The following is a 16382-nucleotide window of genomic DNA, read 5'->3' as shown; positions in this document are numbered from 1 at the left end:
CATGGAAGATGAATACTGAGTTTATAGAAGCATTAGAACAAATTCAACAAGACAAAGGAATATCTAAAGCAGTACTTATTGAGGCAATTGAAGCTGCTTTAATTTCAAGCTACAAACGTAACTTTGGTTCAACGCACAATGTACGGGTTGAGGTTAATCGAGAAACTGGCGAAGTGAATGTGTATGGACAGAAGAACGTAGTAGAAGAAGTAGAGGATGAAAGTACTGAAATATCACTAGAAGAAGCAAAAGAAATTAGTCCAAAATTCGAATCTGGAGATATTGTGGAACGTGAAGTTACCCCCAAAGATTTTGGTCGCATTGCAGCACAAACTGCAAAACAGGTCGTAGTACAGCGGATTCGAGAAGCAGAGAGAGGTGTGGTTTTTGATGAGTTTGTTAATCGAGAATCAGATATTATTGCAGGGGAAGTAGCACGAATTGCTCGAGGAACGGTTTTTGTGAACCTTGGAAAGGCGGAGGCAGTTTTAGCTCACAGCGAACAAATGCCTGGTGAAACCTACAATCCTGGAGATCGTGTAAAGACCTATATTGTTGAAGTGAAGCAAACCACGAAGGGGCCACAAATTTTAATTTCTAGAACCCATCCAGGATTAATAAAGCGGCTATTTGAGTTAGAAGTGCCAGAAATTCATGATGGAGTTGTTGAAATAAAGAGCATTTCTCGAGAAGCTGGCTATCGAACTAAAATTGCAGTTGATACAAAAGACCCGAATGTAGATCCGGTTGGGGCTTGTGTGGGTCAAAAAGGTGTCCGTGTTCAAGCAATTGTGAATGAATTGCGTGGTGAGAAAATAGATATTATACGTTATAGTGAAAATCCAGTAGATTACATCACTAGTGCATTAAGCCCCGCAAAAGTAAGTAAAGCTATTGTGGACGAAGATAATAAATCTGCCAGAGTCGTGGTGCCAGATTATCAACTATCTCTTGCTATTGGGAAAGAAGGTCAAAATGCACGTCTTGCAGCTAAATTAACTAGTTGGAAAATTGACATCAAAAGTGAGAGTCAGGTAAAAGAGGTAGAATCGGTAGCCATTGTCCCTGAGTATTCCCCAGATTCTGATGATGATATAGAAGGGTTGATTCTAGAAACTGAAGATTAGATAGGTGTAAAAGGGTATGGAGGATAACGAATGAAAAACAAGAGAATTCCTTTACGAAAATGTATTGGTTGTCAGGAAATGAAGCCAAAAAAAGAATTGATTCGTATCGTAGCTACAAAAGAAGGGGAAATTCATTTAGACGATACAGGAAAAGCAAATGGACGTGGAGCCTATATATGTTCAGACCAGAATTGTTTCGAGAAGGCTAGGAAGGTAAGAGGGTTAAATCGATCTTTTAGTAAAGAGGTACCAGATGAAGTATATCAGGATTTAAAACTAAAACTTTATAACGGAGAAAACTCATGAGTAAAGAAAGAGTACTAACGATGTTGGGGTTTGGTGAAAAATCCAGAAAAATCGTTTCCGGTTCAACTGGATGTCGAATTTCTATTCAGAAAAAAAAAGCAAAATTGCTTATCATTTCGGAAGATGCATCTCAAAACACAAAGAAAGCATTCGAAGATCTAGTCTTACATCATCGAGTTCCTTGTTTAGTTTTTAGCCAAAAAGAATTACTGGGGTCAGCCATTGGGAAAGGTTCACGTTCACTCATTGTCATCATCGACGACGGTCTAGCCAAAACAATAGAGAAACTGATAAATGAGATAACCACGGAGTGAGTATTACGGAGGTGAGGAATTTGTCGAAAATGAGAGTTTATCAATTGGCAAAAGAACTGAATATTGAGAGTAAAGAATTAATCGTAAAATTAGAAGAACTTGGTGTTCGTGTTAATAGCCACATGAGCACATTGGAAGAAGAGGATGCTAGATTGGTAATAGAGTTACTTGACTCTGAAAAGAAAAAAACAGAGCCGCATACAATTGAACCAGATGATAAGAGTTTAAATGAAACAAAGTCAAAAGATGAAAAAAAAGTGGATAAGCAGCAAGTGAAGAATGTGAAAACAAAATCAAAAAAAGAAACCAGCAAGCAACCTTCCTCAAAGGAAGCTGTCTCAAAAGCTGTTTCTCAGAAAGAAGGAAGCCCTATTATAGAAATTGGTGAAAAAATAATTGTAAAAGATTTTGCGGAAAAAATTAAAAAAAATCCCAATGAAATTATTATGAAATTAATTCAGAAAGGCGTTATGGCTGCTATTAATCAGGAGATAGACTTTGAATCAGCTCAAGCCATTGCCACAGACTATGAAATAGAGTTGGAAAAAAAGACAGAAGAAGTAATGGTAGAAACCGTATCCGACCTGGTGATTGAAGAAGATGATGAAAAGGACTTGAAACCAAGAGCACCTGTTGTTACAGTAATGGGGCACGTCGATCATGGTAAAACCTCTTTGTTGGATGCTATACGCAAGACAAAGGTAACGGAAAGAGAAGCTGGAGGTATCACTCAGCATATAGGAGCATCAGAAATCCTTATTGATAAAAAAAGGATTGTATTCCTAGACACTCCTGGACATGAGGCATTCACTTCTATGCGAGCAAGAGGAGCTAAAGTGACAGATATTGCGATTTTAGTGGTAGCCGCAGATGATGGTGTTATGCCACAAACACTAGAAGCTATTAATCATGTTAAAGCAGCTCAAGTACCAATTATCGTAGCGATTAACAAGATTGATAAACCTGGAGCAAACCCCGATCGTGTGAAGCAAGAACTTGCAGACAATGGCGTTATCATCGAAGAATTTGGTGGCGATGTTATAAGTGTTCCTGTTTCAGCCCTTCAAGGTACAAATATTGACAACTTATTAGAGATGATTATTCTTGTATCAGAAATGGAAGAGCTAAAGGCAAATCCAAACCGAAAAGCCACTGGGATTGTTGTAGAAGCGAAATTGGATAAAGGCAGAGGCGCTGTAGCAACAGTACTGGTTCAAAATGGAACACTCAAAGTAGGGGACTCTGTTGTTATTGGCAATACATGTGGTCGTATTCGAGCTATGATAAACGATAAAGGAAAAAACGTAAAAGTAGCGAAACCGTCCACCGCTATAGAGATAACAGGTTTATCCGACGTGCCTGACTCTGGTGATCAAATGGTTGCTGTGGAAAACGATCGTGTTGCTCGCGATATTGTTGAGGATAGAAAAAACAGAATTAAAGAAGAACAGTTGAAAACAAGTCAAAAAATTTCTTTGGACGCATTGTATCAACAAATGCAAGACGGACAATTAAAAGAGCTTAATATTATCCTCAAGGCAGATGTTCATGGATCGGTAGAAGCTGTAAAGCAGTCTCTGAACAAATTAACCAATGAAAAAGTAGCCATTAAAACCATACATGGCGGAGTAGGTGCTATCACAGAAACGGATGTTATGTTGGCCTCGGCATCCAATGCGATTATTATTGGTTTCAATGTGAGACCTACTGTAAATGCCACAGTTTTAGCAAAGAAAGAAGATGTAGATATCCGCCCATATCGAATCATTTATAATGCAATTGAAGATATAGAAGCGGCTATGAAAGGTATGCTAGATCCTGAGTTTAAAGAAGAAGAATTAGGGAAAGCGGAAGTTCGAGAAGTGTTTAAGGTTCCGGGTAGTGGAATGGTTGCTGGTTGTTATATTACAACTGGAAAAATATTGCGTAAAGCAAGCATTCGGTTGGTTCGCGATGGAATAGTAATCCATGAAGGTGATATTAAATCATTAAAACGTTTTAAAGACGATGTTCGAGAAGTGGCCACCGGGTACGAATGCGGGATAGGAATAGATAATTTCAATGATGTCAAAGAAGGCGATATTATCGAAGCCTATCATATGAAAGAACTAAAACGTGTGTAAATATATGTAGAATTACCATAGAAAGGATGAGCTATATGTCCTATCCACGTGTTAATAGAATCAATGAAGAATATAAAAAAGCCATTAGCCAACTATTGCGCTCTGAACTGAAGGATCCAAGGATTTCACCTATAACTAGCGTTGTGTCGGTTGATGTAACCAAAGACTTCAGTTATGCATATGTTTATGTAAGTGTTTTAGGATCAGAAGATGAAAAAAATGATACCATAGAAGGATTAACTAAATCGGCAGGTTTTGTCAGACGTGAAATGGGGCGAAGGGTTTCCTTACGTCATACACCAGAAATTATTTTTAAATTAGATGAATCTATTGAGTATGGAGTGAATATGGCGAAAAAGATAGATGATTTGAAGACTCAAGACAGTAATGAGCAATCACCCCGATATATGAATGAGGATGAGTCTGATGAATCAGTCATGGAATAAAGTGTTTCGTAGTATTTTAAAAGAAAAATCCATAGCACTATTAACGCATATTCACCCTGATGGAGATGCCTACGGTTCATTATTGGGTATTTGGCATCTCTTAAAGAGTTGTGGAATTGACGCAACAGCCTTCATAGATGAATCTAAAAAGGATGGGAAGTTTTCCTTTTTACCAGGATACGATGAACTTGTTACGATTCCAAGGAATTCTAGTTTACACTTTGATATTGCTATTACACTAGATTGTGGCGATCAAAATAGAATTTCTGGAAAAGAGTGGGTTTTTAATCATGCCAAACGTGTCATTAACATTGATCACCATATTAGCAATCCTTTCTTTGGCCACGACAATATTGTAGCAGATAATATTTCATCTACCTGTGAGCTTATATGGATTCTAGCAAAATCTCAAGAATTGATGATATCAGATAAAACTGCCACCTGTCTAATTACCGGCATCATGACAGATACCGGTAATTTTCTTTATGAAAACACAAGTTCAGAAACCTATCGAGCCGCAGGGGATTTAGTAGACAAAGGTGCAAAGATCGAATTAATTAAGTTTCATCTTTACCACAATAAACCTTTGGGAAATATTCTGTTTCTAGGCTTTTTGATACAGAATATGCGAGTGCTTCTTGAAGGAAAGGTTATCTACCTTACTATTACAAATAGTTTATTAACTCAGCATGGTGTTTCATATGAAGACTTAGATGAATATGTAGCTTTTGCACGAGATATTCAAGGGGTAGAAGTAGCTGTTCTATTTAAAGAAATGAAGGACGGAAATATTAAGATAAGTTTACGCTCGAAGTCCTACTTTGATGTTAGCATACTTGCACAAGAGCTTAATGGTGGTGGGCATATTCGTGCTGCTGGTACAGTAAGTACTGAGGGAATTGAAAAGACGAAAGAACGGATTACAAACTTGCTCGAAATCTACTTTCAGGAGAAATATAATAATGAATGGAATTCTTAATATACTTAAACCACCTGGGCTGACTTCTCATGATATTATTAACAAAATTAGAAAAAAAACAGGATTTAAGAGAGTAGGACATGCAGGCACCCTTGATCCAGAAGCTGCTGGAGTCTTGCCGGTCTGTGTTGGATCGGCAACTCGACTGATTCAATATATGGATCATCGAAAAAAAGTGTATCGAGCTGAAATGAAGATGGGGCTTGAGACGACTACTCAAGACACTACTGGAGAAGTAATTTGTAGAAATGAAAGTATGCCTGGTAAAGAAGAAATAATAGAAGTACTAGAATCCTTTGTAGGAGAATACCATCAGACCCCGCCTATGTATTCATCAATCAAGAAAAACGGACGCAAACTATATGAAATTGCTCGAGAAGGTAATGAAGTGGAACGAAAAAAAAGAATTAAGCAGATTCACTCAGTGAATCCAATTAGAATCAATGATAAGTTCGTAATGTTTGATGTTAGTTGTTCAGAAGGAACCTATGTTAGAACTTTATGTCACGATGCTGGTCGGAAGCTCGGTTGTGGTGCAGCGATGTCTTTTCTCCTTAGAATAGAGTCTTGTGGATTTTTAGTAGAAAATGCTATCACACTAGAAGAATTTCAGGATGCGGACGACTGGACAACCTATCGCTTATCCCCAGATACTCCTCTGATGCATCTTCCGAAAGCACAAATTAATCCACAGCGTACCAGTGAAGTATCTAATGGAAACCCAATCCCTATGAATGATATAATGATTTCTACAGAGAGTTTATTAAAAAATGATGAAAACGAACACAGCTATAGACTTTATATAAAAGATCAGTTTATTGGAATTGGAGAAGTACAAGAAGTTGCTTCTTTAATGAAGTTTAAAATGAAATTAAGTTCGGCTGAAGTAAGTAAATAGTTTTATTGAATTGGATTTGTTTTGTAGGACGGTCAAGGAAAATTAATTTATTAAATTGGGGAGCTATTGTCTATGAAAGTGATGGAAGATTATCACGAAATTTTATATGATGCTAATCCACGAGGGGTGGCTCTTGGGAATTTCGATGGGATTCACAAAGGACATCAGACATTACTGAAACTTTTAGTTGAAAAAAGCCGTAATAAGAAGATTCTTCCCACGGTGTATACTTTTCAAAATCATCCAGGGACAGTATTGGATCAATACAACAAACCAATTTATCCCTACAGAATCACCCCTATACCACTCAAAAAAAGAATAATGGAAAAGTTTGGCGTTGAGCTATTGTTTTTGGATACCTTTACTAAAAATCTTATGAGTCTATCCCCTTCTGAATTTGCTAAAACTATCCTAGTAGACACATTGAAAGCTAAATTAGTAGTTGTAGGGGATGATTTTCGGTTTGGCTATCAAGCTTCTGGTGATATAGAGGTTTTAAAAAGGTTGGGAAAATTATTGGGTTTCGAAGTGATGATTGCGCCACCAATTTGTCAAGGGGATATGAGAATTAGTAGTTCTCATATCCGTAAATTTATCGAAAGTGGTGACATAGAGTCGGCAAATAGGTTATTAGGCCATCCTTTCATGATGCTGAATCAAGTGGAAAAAGGTTATGGTAGAGGGAGAAAGATGGGCTACCCCACTGCCAATCTTGTCTTGGAACATAATCAATTGGTTCCGGCTGAGGGTGTTTATGCAACTCGTGTTAACATCGATGGTGTTACTTACATGGGAGCGACTTCTGTTGGCAAAAACCCTACGTTTAGGTCTGAGAATGTAACTATTGAGACCTATATTATTGATTCTAATTTAATGCTGTATGAGAGGGAAATAGAGCTATACTTTTACAAGAAAATTCGAAATCAGATTACTTTTGAAAATGCAACCGACCTAAAAAGCCAGATATTTGAAGATGTTCAGTCAATAAAGAGCTATTTACAAAGCAAAAAAACTATGATATTATAAGAAAGTCAAGAACCTATCCTCAGATAGTCGATTCACCAACGATTTCTTAGGATATGGGGATTAAATTGGGGAGGTGAAGAATGATGGAAGAAAGCAAAAAAAAGTCAATCATTGAAGAGCATAAGCTGCATGAAAATGACACGGGTTCTCCAGAAGTGCAGATTGCACTGATGACAGACAGGATCAATCATTTAAATGAGCATTTAAAAACCCACAAAAAAGATTTTCACTCTAGACGTGGTTTGTTAAAGATGGTTGGGAAAAGACGGAATCTGTTGAATTATCTTAAGAAAAAAGATATCGAAAAGTATCGTCAATTAATTAGCAAATTAGGTTTGCGAAAATAGTTTATTATATAAGAGCGGGATATCCCGCTCTTATATTCTATGGAAAAAATTATTCGTTTTACTCATGAAGGATTGAAAGGAGGAGTAGCATTTTATGATTCAAACTTTTAAAACTCATCTGAATGGCAGATCTTTATCCGTTGAAATTGGAAAAGTAGCCCTTCTGTCTGGTGGTAGTTGTATGGTAACTTATGGAGAAACCGTAGTGCTCGTTACAGCTAACCGATCTCCAAAGCCAAAAGAAAGTATTGATTTTTTGCCCTTGACAGTAGATTTTGAGGAGAAAATGTATGCAGCTGGAAAAATTCCTGGAGGGTTTATTAAGCGTGAAGGCAGACCTTCAGAAAGAGCAATTCTTTCATGCAGACTCATAGATCGTACCATCCGTCCTTTGTTCCCCAAAGGATATCATCATGATGTGCAGATTATTGCAACTGTATTGTCTATGGATAATGATTGCGTGCCAGATATTGTTGCTATGATAGGAGCATCTATTGCTCTTTCAGTTTCTGACATTCCGTTTATGGGACCCATCGCAGGTGTTTATGTTGGTTGTGTTGATGGGGAATTTGTCATCAATCCAACTAGTCAGCAACGAGAAACAAGCACTTTAGACTTGGCTGTTGCTGGGACTGACGAAGCCGTTATGATGATCGAAGCTGGTGCTAACGAGTTAACAGAGCAAGAAATACTTGATGCTATTCTGTATGGTCATGAAGAAGTAAAAAAGCTAGTTGCTTTTATTAAAGATATTCAACAAGCGGCTGGCAAACAAAAACAACAGGTTGAATTGAAAATGCCAGATGAAGATCTTGAGAAAAAAATACGCGAAACAGCAACGGATAAACTGGTTGAGGCCATAAAAACAGTTGATAAGCAGGAACGCATGGAAAATATTGATGTAGTTCAGGAATCAATTGTTGAAATATTCAAAGAAACCCATGAAGATGAAATCAGCGATGTTAAAAACATTTTAAAACAAATTGTTAAAGAAGAAATGCGTCGAATCGTCATAACTGAGAAGAAACGAATCGATAATCGAAATTTAGATGAAGTTAGACCGATTTCCTGTGAAGTTAGCCTGCTGCCCAAAACGCATGGTTCAGGACTATTTACACGGGGAGAGACGCAGGTTTTAACGGTTGCAACCCTAGGAGCACTAGGAGATGTTCAGATTATAGATGGAATTGGTGAAGAAGAATCCAAACGGTACATGCATCAGTATAATTTTCCACCTTTTAGTACCGGAGAAGCAAGATTTATGAGAGGAGCCAGTAGAAGGGATATAGGTCATGGAGCCTTAGCTGAAAGAGCTTTAGAACCCATGGTTCCAAGCATGGAAGAATTCCCTTATACTATTCGATTAGTTTCTGAATGTTTGGCATCTAATGGATCCACATCTCAGGCCAGTGTTTGTGGTAGTACTCTTTCTATGCTTGATGCGGGAGTTCCTCTTAAAAAAATGGTGGCAGGCATTGCGATGGGCCTTATTAAAGAGGAAGAAAATGTGGCTATTTTAACAGATATTTTGGGAATGGAAGACTTCTTAGGTGATATGGATTTTAAAGTAGCGGGAACAGCCGATGGCATTACTGCAATACAGATGGATATTAAAATAGGTGGCATCAGCAGAGGGATTCTGGAAAAAGCACTAGAACAAGCAAAAGTCGGAAGACTTCATATTCTAGGCAAGATGCAAGAAACTATTTGTGAGCCTCGCCCTGAACTATCTCCTTACGCACCACGAATTATGAAAATGAGTATCCATCCAGATAAAATTCGTGAAGTTATCGGTGCTGGCGGGAAAGTAATCAATAAAATCATTGATGATACAGGCGTTAAAATTGATATAGAAAATGATGGAACTATTTATATTGCTGCTGAATCAAAAGAAGATGGACTTAAAGCATGGAATATTATAAGTGATATAATCAAAGAACCTGAAGTAGGTGAAATTTACAAAGCTCGGGTCGTCAAAATCACAAACTTTGGTGCTTTTGCTGAGTTTATGCCTGGAAAGGAAGGGTTAATTCATATATCTAACCTTTCGCATAGTCGAGTCAACAAAGTAGAAGATGTATTGAAAGTTGGACAAGAATTAGATGTTAAAGTCATTGAAATTGATCCTCAGGGTAAAGTAAGTTTATCCCACAAGGCAACACTTCCTGCACCTGCAGCTGGAGAAAAAAGTGATGGTCCAGATGCCAAAAGATCCGGTGACAGAGAGAAAAAATATTTTAAAAAATCCTGATGTCTAAATGAGCGTATAAGAGCATAAACCATTATCGGTTTATGTTTTTATTTCGTTATACATAAATAAGTATGTTCTGGGTTTCTAATAAAGAGATAGACTGAAAAGGAGATTCTTATGATAGAAAAGCATGAACTTAAAAATGGTCTTCGTATTGTCACAGAAAACATTCCACATGTAAAATCCATTGCAGTAGGCATTTGGGTTAAATCTGGAGTAACGCATGAGTTAATGGAACAGAATGGCATTTCTCATTTCATTGAACATATGTTATTCAAAGGTACTAAGAATAGAACTGCCCGTCAATTAGCTGAGGATGTCGATAAAGTAGGAGGGCATATCAATGCTTACACTAGCCGTGAATACACATGTTATTATATTAAAGTTTTAGATGAACACATTATGTTAGCAATAGATATATTAAAAGACATGTTTTTCAATTCAACATTTGACCCTGAAGAGGTTCAAAAAGAAAAGTCTGTTATTATAGAAGAAATAAGTATGTATGAAGACTCACCTGAGGATTTAGCCCATGACATTCTTACTGAATCCATGCTTTCTGCTAGTGCCTTGGGACTTCCAATTCTTGGAACTATTAAAACTGTGGAATCCATCGATGCAAACCAAATTCAAGAATACATGAAAAATGTATATAGACCTGATAACGTTGTGATTTCAATAGCAGGAAATATAGATGAATCAGAAATTCTAAAAGTCCTTAGGGAAGGTTTTGGAGAATGGACAGTGTTAGCCCCAAAACATCGAGAGTTAGATAACAAGGGACCTTTGATTTATGATCACTGGTCTCGAAATAAGGATATAGAGCAGATTCACTTAAATATTGGTTACCAAGGAGCTGCTCTTGGAACTCCTGAAATGTACGATTTACTTCTCATTAATAATATTCTGGGAGGCAGCATGAGTTCGCGGTTGTTTCAAACTATTCGGGAAGATAAAGGCCTTGCCTATAATATTTATTCTTCTATACAGAATTATTCAGACATTGGTATTTTGAGTATTTATTGTAGTATGAATCCTAGTCAGCTTAATAGTACAAGTCAATTGATTGATGAAGAAATACTTCAAATTAAAAAAAGTGGGTTAACGAATGATGAGTTTTATAAAGCTAAAAATCAATTGAAAGGCAGTTTTATACTTGGGATGGAAAGTACTAGTGGACGAATGGCTACCATGGGAAAATCTGAACTGATGCTAAATAGTATTTATTCACAAGAAGATATTTTAGCAAAAATCAACGAGATTAGTTATGATCGTGTTATGGCTTCAATTGATAATTATTTTCATTCTGACCAGAAAGCCAGTGTGATTGTTGGAAAAAATCATGGCCCCCTACAAGCTTAGAGGACTGAATCATATGATAAAAAGAGGTGCTATGAATGAAAAAAAAACCCAAAAAAACCAATAAAAATTCTTCTAATATGATGTCATATCTTGAAAGTATAAAAAAAATAACTTTACCAAGAGAAATCAAAGGAATTCTTTTGCTTTCTCTCTCTACGTTGCTTATCCTTGCCTTGCACACTGATACAGCAGGAATGATAGGGTTAGTCTTTAGGAACTTATTTATGGGTCTATTTAGTTGGTTTGCATATTTAATATCTTATTTGATATTAGGGTTTTCTATTCTTTACCTGACAAATAAATGTAAGTATGTTAGACATATTGGAGCTTTAGCTGTTGTTTTTATATATGGAATGTTGATTCGAGGCTTGTTTGACAAGGTTTTGATAGATTTATTTAAGGATCTTCATTATGGAAATGTCTTGTTTTATGCCTTTAATGCTGGCCTACAAGGACAAGGGGCAGGTAGCATTCCTGCTTTTTTTCATTACTGGATTATACCTCTGCTAGGTGTGCCTGGTGCTGTTATTTTGTGGACAGCTATAGTGGCAATTATTATTTTTTTAATCCTACCCGAAAGCTTCAACAGAGTTAGGGAAATTGTAAAGGAATTTATTTATAAACCTAGAGCAAAGCCAAATTTGTCGAAAGAACAGAGTGTTCATATAGAGTCTGAAGATACTTTGTTAATTCGTGGTCAGCAAATGCAGATACCCCTTACTGATTCTAAAACCACTAATAAAGAAAATAATTCTTCTCAGGATGAAATAATTGAAAAAATCCTTGATGAAAAAGTGTCTAATATTGAAATAATTCATTTGCCGCCTTTAGAACTTTTGAATGATTCAGAAGTAAAAGCAACTCATATAGATCGGCGTAAAGTTGTAGAAAAAGCTAAAATGTTAGAAGATGCTTTGCGGAGTTTCGGAGTGGAAACAAAAGTTACCCAAGTGAATAAAGGTCCGACGATTACTCGATATGAACTTCAACCTAGCAAAGGGGTTAAAGTGAGTAAAATTGTTAATCTTAGCGATGATATTGCCCTGAACCTCGCAGCTTCATCAATACGAATAGAAGCACCCATTCCTGGAAAAGCAGCTATTGGGATCGAAATCCCTAATGACAGCACTACGCTTGTAACGTTTAAAGAATTAATAGAAAGTCAACAATATCAACGCACGGACGCAGTTGTTCCTTTTGCTATAGGGAAAAATATATCGGGAGATCCAATCATTTTTGATTTAACAAAAGCACCACATATGTTAATTGCTGGTGCTACAGGATCTGGAAAATCAGTTTGTATCAACACACTGATTCTTAGTATTTTATACAAAGCAAAACCTGAAGACGTAAAACTTCTGCTAATTGATCCCAAAGTGGTTGAGTTGAACGTATATAATGGAACACCACATTTAATGATCCCTGTTGTCACTGATCCCAAGAAAGCAACTGGTGCTTTAAGGTGGGCGGTTACAGAAATGGAAGAGAGATATCAAAAATTTGCGGAAGCAGGAGCACGAGACATAGGTAGTTTTAATGCAAAAGCAAAGGAAGATCATTTGCCTCATATCGTTGTTATCATCGATGAATTAGCAGATTTAATGCTAGCTGCAGCAAAAGAAGTTGAAGACTACATCTGTCGTCTGGCTCAAATGGCACGAGCTGCAGGAATTCATTTAATTATAGCCACTCAGAGGCCCTCTGTTGATGTCATTACAGGTATTATTAAAGCAAATATTCCAACGAGGTTAGCCTTTTCCGTAGCTTCTCAAGTGGATTCCAGAACAATTCTTGATATGGGCGGTGCGGAAAAGCTTCTAGGTAAAGGGGACATGTTATTTCACCCTGTAGGCGCCAGTAAATCAACTCGGATACAAGGTGCTTTCGTAACGGATGATGAAGTGAGGAATGTGGTTAAGTTTTTAAAAGACCAGTGTGAACCTGCATACCAAGAAGAAGTCTTAATGCAAATTGAGAATCAACCCTCTCAAGAAATGTCTTCAGCAACGGATGATCTATTTAGTGATGCCCTCAGATTAGCTTATGAACAACAGCAAATTTCTATATCCACATTGCAACGAACGTTTAAAATTGGATATAATCGTGCAACTCGTATCATTGATGAGATGGAACAGCAGGGTTATATAGGCCCTAATGAAGGGACTAAACCTAGGAAAGTTGTTCAAAGAACATTTACATCACCCAATGCAGAAGAAAACTCATGAGTCCGACGAAAGGGATCCTTATATGTATACAATAACCATTGACCAGGCAATAAAAGACAAATCATGTTTTTTTATTGATCTTCGATCACCCAGCGAATTTCAACAAGGGACCATTTATGGGGCAGTTAATCTACCGATCCTAGATGACGAAGAACGTAAAATGATTGGCACTATTTATAAACAAAAAAGCACTGCAGTAGCTAAGATTATTGGGATAGAAAAAGTCTCTCCTAAAATTGGTGATGTGTTAAAGAGAATTGAAGCATATACTTGTCTCTATGAAAATGTTATCTTATTCTGTTCTCGTGGTGGATATCGGAGTGGACCTTTAGTTCGATTATGCAATCAAATGAAAATACCTGTATATCAACTTAAGGGTGGATATAAGTCATACCGCAAATACACCTTAGCTTATTTTGACAGTATTGAACGTTATCATCAATTTATAGTGTTGCATGGATATACTGGAGTAGGGAAAACCATTATTTTAGAAAAGCTAGAAACCTATGGAATGCCATGCATCAATCTCGAAAAGCTGGCCCAAAACAGTGGATCGGTTTTTGGTTTCATTGGACAATCTAAAGAAAAAATCACTCAAAAACAATTTGAATCTATGCTGTTGAATAGACTGATTAAAAGCAATGCTTCACATTTATTTATTGAAAGTGAAAGCCAACGACTTGGCAGTGTATCGATACCGAAATCAATACATCAGCATATGGTCAATGGGACCCATGTGTTAATCAATGCATCAATGGAAAAAAGAGTTACTAATCTTGTTAATGAGTATGCTGATAAAATGAACCAACGAATGGAAGAATTGAAAAAAGCATTAATGGATTTACAACAACAACTTGGACGCAACAAAATCATTGAATATACAAATGACCTAGATCATGGACGGTTTGATCGAATTGTTCTTGAACTAACAAAAAACTATTATGATCCTCTGTATAAACATTCAATTCAAAAGTATTCGTATGAATTAAATATCACATATGATACAATAGAAGAGCCACTGGAACAGTTGCGTCAATTCTATAAAATGAAAGAAGGAACACAAAATTATGATGAAACGAATCTACTTTGAATCACTTGGTTGCTCAAAAAACCTGATTGATGCAGAGATAATGATGGAATTATTACGAAAAAACAATTATATTATTACCAATGAAATTGACCTGGCTGATATTGCTGTAGTGAATACCTGCGGCTTCATAGACAGTGCAAAAGAAGAATCTATTCAACATATTCTAGCAACTGCTAAGCATAAAGAAAATCAATTAAAAAAACTAATAGTAACTGGATGTCTAGCAGAACGCTATAAAAGTGAGCTTCTGGATGAAATGCCTGAAATAGATGCATTACTTGGAACAGGTCGGTATGAAGAAATTGTTGATCTTGTAGAAGAGTCTATTCAAGAAATCAAAACAATACGAACAGGGAATATTAATCATGAGTACAATGAAAGCACAGGTCGTTTTCTAACAACACCAAGTTATATGGCTTACGTAAAAATTGCTGACGGTTGTAATAACCATTGCACCTACTGCATTATACCCAAATTAAGGGGTGCCTACAGAAGTCGAGAAATAGAAGGTGTCCTTCGTGAAGTAAGGGAATTAGTTGCATCAGGTGTTAAGGAAGTAGTACTAATTGCTCAAGACACTACTGCTTATGGACATGACAGGTATCAAAAATATATGCTACCTGCTTTATTAGAAGAAATGGAAAAAATCAAAGAATTACGTTGGATTCGTTTATTGTATTGTTATCCTGAACGCATTACCAATGAGCTTATTCAAGTTATGAAAAAGAGCAAAAAAATATGCCCTTATTTGGATATTCCTATTCAGCATTCGGAGGATGCTATTCTTAAGCGGATGAATCGCTCTGCTCGAAAAGACATGTTATTTCAATTGCTAGAAAGGTTGCGTACAGAAATTCCAAATATTGTTCTGCGCACTACCCTTATAGTAGGTTTTCCCGGAGAAACTGAAGAAGACTTCCAGAATCTCAAAAGTTTTATTAAGAAGATGAAATTTGATAAACTAGGTGTTTTTGAGTATTCACAGGAAGAAGGAACAGTGGCGGCGGATATGGAAGATCAAATCGATGATGCGATTAAAAAAAGTCGTAAAGAGGCTATTATGGAGCTTCAACAACATATTTCTGAAAATCTTCAACTCAACCATGTAGGAAGTATCAAACAAGTACTCTTAGAAGAGTTGTTATCTGAAACAGATATGGGATACGAATATTTGGGGAGAACGGAACAGGATGCGCCAGAGATTGATGGGGTAGTATATGTTACTAGTAAAACGATGCTTTCTCCAGGCGAAATTATATCTGTTAAAATAACAGGTGCTCTTGAATATGATCTGATGGGAGAGGCAATTTATGAAACTTAACTTGGCGAACAAATTAACGATCCTTAGGATTTTTATGATACCCGTATTTATGATTTTTCTCCTCAACAAAATTCCATATGGTGTGCCTATAGCAGCCTTTATTTTTATTCTTGCAGCATTAACAGATACGCTAGATGGTTATATTGCTCGCAAACGAAATCAAGTAACTACCTTAGGGAAGTTCATAGATCCTTTAGCGGACAAACTATTGGTATCTGCCGCACTGATATCTTTGGTGCAAATGGGTGAGTTATCGGCCTGGGTAGTAGTCATTATTATTTCACGCGAGTTTACAATTAGTATTTTAAGGGCTGTTGCCGCTTCAGAAGGTATTGTGATTGCTGCAAGTTGGTGGGGGAAAGCCAAGACAATCACACAAATCATTGCTATCATAGCAATTCTAATGAATAACTTTCCGTTTTCTTATATAGGTTTTCCTTTCGATCAAATAATGGTACTTTTAGCAGTGATTTTCACAGTGATTTCGGGTGTTGATTATTTGAAATTAAATATGCATATACTTACAAAAGAGTAATGAGTTCAGACTAAAGACAAAATAAATATACT

At 36.7% G+C, this 16382-nt stretch carries 15 protein-coding genes; all 15 read left to right on the top strand.

Translation table 11 applies throughout. The annotated features are described in order from the left end of the window. The first annotated feature begins 8 nt into the window (after nt 1-8). The 15 genes from nusA to pgsA all read left to right on the top strand — a co-directional run bounded on the left by nusA (nt 9) and on the right by pgsA (nt 16350). Complete coding sequence (gene nusA, locus ACZ47N_RS00475) at nt 9-1127, top strand: transcription termination factor NusA (RefSeq protein WP_464887175.1); 1119 nt, start codon at nt 9-11, stop codon at nt 1125-1127. Between the two features lie 30 nt (nt 1128-1157). Next, entirely contained in the window at nt 1158-1433 is a 276-nt protein-coding gene (rnpM, locus tag ACZ47N_RS00470; protein ID WP_464887174.1) for an RNase P modulator RnpM, read from the top strand. Further along, nucleotides 1430-1747 (top strand): L7Ae/L30e/S12e/Gadd45 family ribosomal protein, encoded by a 318-nt coding sequence (locus ACZ47N_RS00465; RefSeq protein ID WP_464887173.1) that lies wholly within the window; start codon nt 1430-1432, stop codon nt 1745-1747. Before rnpM ends, ACZ47N_RS00465 begins: the two co-directional genes overlap by 4 nt. Before the next feature lie 20 nt (nt 1748-1767). Further along, nucleotides 1768-3870, top strand: coding sequence for a translation initiation factor IF-2 (gene infB / locus ACZ47N_RS00460; protein WP_464887172.1), 2103 nt, complete (start codon nt 1768-1770; stop codon nt 3868-3870). Nucleotides 3871-3905: 35 nt separating this feature from the next. After that, the gene (gene rbfA / locus ACZ47N_RS00455; RefSeq protein ID WP_464887171.1) at nt 3906-4316 is read left to right on the top strand and encodes a 30S ribosome-binding factor RbfA; all 411 of its coding nucleotides are present in this window, start codon (nt 3906-3908) and stop codon (nt 4314-4316) included. After that, complete coding sequence (locus tag ACZ47N_RS00450) at nt 4297-5295, top strand: DHH family phosphoesterase (protein ID WP_464887170.1); 999 nt, start codon at nt 4297-4299, stop codon at nt 5293-5295. Before rbfA ends, ACZ47N_RS00450 begins: the two co-directional genes overlap by 20 nt. Continuing rightward, nucleotides 5279-6193: a tRNA pseudouridine(55) synthase TruB gene (truB, locus tag ACZ47N_RS00445; protein ID WP_464887169.1), complete on the top strand. Its 915-nt coding sequence runs from the start codon at nt 5279-5281 to the stop codon at nt 6191-6193. Before ACZ47N_RS00450 ends, truB begins: the two co-directional genes overlap by 17 nt. 72 nt (nt 6194-6265) lie before the next feature. Next, a complete protein-coding gene (locus ACZ47N_RS00440; RefSeq protein ID WP_464887168.1) occupies nt 6266-7219 on the top strand; it encodes a bifunctional riboflavin kinase/FAD synthetase in 954 nt (317 codons plus the stop codon). An 83-nt stretch (nt 7220-7302) separates the two neighbouring features. After that, nucleotides 7303-7566 (top strand): 30S ribosomal protein S15, encoded by a 264-nt coding sequence (rpsO, locus tag ACZ47N_RS00435; RefSeq protein WP_464888451.1) that lies wholly within the window; start codon nt 7303-7305, stop codon nt 7564-7566. Nucleotides 7567-7660: 94 nt separating this feature from the next. Further along, nucleotides 7661-9817 carry a polyribonucleotide nucleotidyltransferase gene (locus ACZ47N_RS00430; protein WP_464887167.1) on the top strand — a complete coding sequence of 719 codons (2157 nt, stop codon included), beginning with the start codon at nt 7661-7663 and terminating at the stop codon, nt 9815-9817. Nucleotides 9818-9934: 117 nt separating this feature from the next. Further along, on the top strand, nt 9935-11179 hold the full coding sequence (locus ACZ47N_RS00425) for a M16 family metallopeptidase (RefSeq protein WP_464887166.1): 1245 nt from the start codon (nt 9935-9937) through the stop codon (nt 11177-11179). Between the two features lie 35 nt (nt 11180-11214). Then, nucleotides 11215-13404 carry an FtsK/SpoIIIE family DNA translocase gene (locus tag ACZ47N_RS00420; protein WP_464887165.1) on the top strand — a complete coding sequence of 730 codons (2190 nt, stop codon included), beginning with the start codon at nt 11215-11217 and terminating at the stop codon, nt 13402-13404. Between the two features lie 22 nt (nt 13405-13426). Beyond that, nucleotides 13427-14494 (top strand): tRNA 2-selenouridine(34) synthase MnmH, encoded by a 1068-nt coding sequence (gene mnmH, locus ACZ47N_RS00415; RefSeq protein ID WP_464887164.1) that lies wholly within the window; start codon nt 13427-13429, stop codon nt 14492-14494. Beyond that, nucleotides 14472-15815, top strand: coding sequence for a 30S ribosomal protein S12 methylthiotransferase RimO (rimO, locus tag ACZ47N_RS00410; RefSeq protein WP_464887163.1), 1344 nt, complete (start codon nt 14472-14474; stop codon nt 15813-15815). The genes mnmH and rimO overlap by 23 nt, the downstream gene beginning before the upstream one ends. Then, a complete protein-coding gene (gene pgsA / locus ACZ47N_RS00405; RefSeq protein ID WP_464887162.1) occupies nt 15805-16350 on the top strand; it encodes a CDP-diacylglycerol--glycerol-3-phosphate 3-phosphatidyltransferase in 546 nt (181 codons plus the stop codon). Before rimO ends, pgsA begins: the two co-directional genes overlap by 11 nt. Nucleotides 16351-16382 lie beyond the last annotated feature (32 nt).

The organism is Tindallia texcoconensis (assembly GCF_055383815.1).
The sequence above is the reverse complement of the archived record's forward strand: the minus strand, read 5'-3'. Positions and strand labels throughout refer to the sequence as shown.